Below are 2,712 nucleotides of genomic sequence, written 5' to 3' on the forward strand. Positions count from 1 at the left end.
CCACTGGCGCCGCCGTCACCAAGCCCGCGCCCAGGCCAGTCATTACAGCCGACAAGCCGCGAATCAGGCATGAAGATCACGATCTACGGCTGGAGTACTAGATGCAATACCGGTGACTTGACAATCGTTGCTGCTGGCTGCCCGTCCAGGACAGTTCCTGGATGCCACGTCCTGGACAGGATAAGCCGACGACGGACAAGCGGTTGTCGTGAGTGTGTGAGTCGGGGGCGGGGCGCCGCCGGTCGACGCGTTTCAGCGTCAGATCACACGGCTGGATGAAGCGCACCGTGGACCTCCGCGCGATGCTGGAGGGACGCACCGCCGAGCTGGATTCCGTCTGGGATGGCCACCCGCGAACTTGACCCGAGCCACGAACCACGGCTCGGCCGCTCGGCACTATGCAGGAGTTTTCCTGCGCGCGCTGGGTGAACGCTGTAGTTTCGGTCTCACCCGGCCGGTCGACAGTTGAAAGTCACTGTTCTCCGGTCAGCGAAAGGATCCCCGCCCTCCGGGCACCGGCAGCACAACTGGAAGGACCCACACCATGGGCGCCGGCATCGATTGCATCACTTGGCCAAAGCTTCTATGGCCGAACGGCGAGGTCCCCGTCTTCGTTGACGATCAACTCTCCCCGGACATCGCCTCGCGTTTTCAGATCCCATTCAGCGAGGCATGTCGACATATCACAGAATCGACCAAGGGATTGATTAAATTCCAATTCCTTGATGGCGGTAGTGGTAGCTACCTGCGGGTTGGTCATGACATGAACGGCGACCCTGAGGGTCCATATTTCTCTCTGCTCGGGAGAGTGGGTGGGCAGCAGCCTCTAAATATGCCAGCTAAAGATGTAAACCGTGGGCGGCTGCTCGCCACGCTCCTGCGCGCTCTGGGTTTGTGCCCCGAGCACGTGCGGAGTGATCGGGACAAGTTCATCAAGATCAACTACTCCGCAGTGACCTCGGGCATGGAGTATATGTTTGAGGCGCGCGACGAACCGAGGGGGACCAGAGCGTACGGGACGTTCGACTTTGAATCGGTCATGATGGTGGGGGCAAACTATGCATCCGCCAACGGTATTTCACCCACCATCGAGGCATTGACCCCACGCACGTGGCCAGGGACGGAAAGCAAGACGTCTCTGTCGGCTGGCGACATCGCTACCCTGAAGTCCATCTATGGCTCCTGAAGTAGGAACTGGCCAATTCAAGGAGCGCTGTCGAAGCCGCACTGGGGTCATTCCTGTGCGGCTTCGACCTGTTGTTTTGCGGCGGTATCGAAGAATTGCCTGGTCATGCCCGTGATCTTGTAGTGTGGGGTTGTGGCCTTGGCTGCCAGAGGGAAGAGCTCTACGCGTACCTCGTAGCGGGTGAGGATCTCCCGCCGTGCAATGTTGATCCGGGGCCTGCTCCCACTGCTGTCGTACCGTCAGCCCAGTGGGTACAAGACGTATGCCCGGCTCACGCTTCCCCCCAGGTGCGGATGGTGGCCCTGGCCGAGTGCGGCACACGCGCCATCACCCACGCCGCCCCGGGGCCGTTCACCACAGCCGAGTCCGTGCTCGCGCGGGAACTGTTCGAAGCCCTGGGGCCGGGCGACCTGCTGATGGCCGACCGGGGCTTTTGTGGCCTGCAGCAGCGGCAGGCCGCCTCGGCCGGCGGTGCGGACCCTGATCAACCCGACAGTCAAGGTTCCACGCACCCGGGATTTTTCACTGGTACTGGTCCAAGTGTCTTGCGCCAGGAGTTCGTTGAATAACTAGACCGGCCCTATGGCGACGATGGGGCGGCCGATCGCCGAGTTGGTGTTGTCCGAGGATCAGCGGGCGACGCTGGTGCGTTGGTCGCGGCGGGCGAAGTCCTCGCAGGCGCTGGCCCGGCGGTGCCGGATCGTGCTTGGGTGCGCGGACGGCAGGACGAACCGGCAGGTCGCCGATGAGCTCGGTATCTGGCCGCAGACGGTGGGCAAGTGGCGGCGGCGTTTCCTGGAGCGCCGGTTGGAGGGGCTGGTGGACGAGCCCCGCCCCTGCGCTTCGAGGAAGATCACCGATGGTCGTGTCGAGGACGTGGTGGTGGCCACGCTGGAGCGAACCCCAAAGGATGCCACCCACTGGACGCTTCGGCTGGTCGCCGATCTCGACCGCACAGGCTGCACGCTGGCCATGTTCCGAGGATGCACCCGCCCCACCCCGGCGTGAGACTGGTTTGGCGTCGCCTGTAGACGTTCCGGGGCACGGTGCAGCGGCTGAGTCGCTTGCTCACCCGGCATGCAGGCGACGCCCGGCGTGCCGGTACGGGGCTGCCTGAACCCTCCCGCATGTCCCCCCGGGGGATCGGGTCGCGCTTCGTGTCGGCCTTGGATGATCAGACTCCGATGGGTTGGCCGCCGCCGCCGTCGGGGTGGCCGGGGCCCCCCACTGCTATCAGGATGGCGATGAGCCCGACGACGAAGACCAGGATGATGCAGAGGACGAGCGCGATCTTGGTGGATTCCTTCATCTCGTCAGGTTTCCCCACAGCGTGATCGCTATGCCTCCGCGGCGCTTACCCGGGTGCCGTAAGGGACCCAGCCGGGATGCCGGCTCCGCCCGGTCATGCCGGTACGGCGCCGCCGACCTGCTACTGAACTTGAATTCGTGATGTCGGTCTGAGGGTGGTCAGCCGTCCATGATCAGGCCGGTGGTGGCAAGGCATCCGTCGATGAGGTGAGGGCGGT

The 2,712-nt window shown here is 63.9% G+C and carries 4 protein-coding genes; 3 read left to right on the forward strand and 1 reads right to left on the reverse strand.

Annotated elements, in window-relative coordinates:
- The first annotated feature begins 544 nt into the window (after nt 1-544).
- From ABD330_RS32130 to ABD330_RS32140, 3 genes are all read left to right on the forward strand, one after another.
- Entirely contained in the window at nt 545-1,186 is a 642-nt protein-coding gene (locus tag ABD330_RS32130; RefSeq protein WP_344469848.1) for a M12 family metallopeptidase, read from the forward strand.
- 293 nt (nt 1,187-1,479) lie between these two features.
- Nucleotides 1,480-1,755: a hypothetical protein gene (locus ABD330_RS32135; protein ID WP_344469849.1), complete on the forward strand. Its 276-nt coding sequence runs from the start codon at nt 1,480-1,482 to the stop codon at nt 1,753-1,755.
- 13 nt (nt 1,756-1,768) lie between these two features.
- Entirely contained in the window at nt 1,769-2,194 is a 426-nt protein-coding gene (locus ABD330_RS32140; protein ID WP_344469850.1) for a helix-turn-helix domain-containing protein, read from the forward strand.
- A gap of 166 nt (nt 2,195-2,360) precedes the next feature.
- On the opposite strand, the gene ABD330_RS32145 is transcribed toward ABD330_RS32140, so the two are convergent.
- Nucleotides 2,361-2,495: a hypothetical protein gene (locus ABD330_RS32145; RefSeq protein WP_344469851.1), complete on the reverse strand. Its 135-nt coding sequence runs from the start codon at nt 2,493-2,495 to the stop codon at nt 2,361-2,363.
- Nucleotides 2,496-2,712 lie beyond the last annotated feature (217 nt).

This window comes from Kitasatospora kazusensis, from assembly GCF_039529945.1.
Lineage (GTDB): Bacteria > Actinomycetota > Actinomycetes > Streptomycetales > Streptomycetaceae > Kitasatospora > Kitasatospora kazusensis.

Bases quoted from the DNA above. Each gene is read 5' to 3' on its own strand.
- ABD330_RS32135 (WP_344469849.1), top strand. From the start codon at position 1,480: ATGGTGGCCCTGGCCGAGTGCGGCACACGCGCCATCACCCACGCCGCC.
- ABD330_RS32130 (WP_344469848.1), top strand. From the start codon at position 545: ATGGGCGCCGGCATCGATTGCATCACTTGGCCAAAGCTTCTATGGCCG.
- ABD330_RS32145 (WP_344469851.1), bottom strand. From the start codon at position 2,495: ATGAAGGAATCCACCAAGATCGCGCTCGTCCTCTGCATCATCCTGGTC.
- ABD330_RS32140 (WP_344469850.1), top strand. From the start codon at position 1,769: ATGGCGACGATGGGGCGGCCGATCGCCGAGTTGGTGTTGTCCGAGGAT.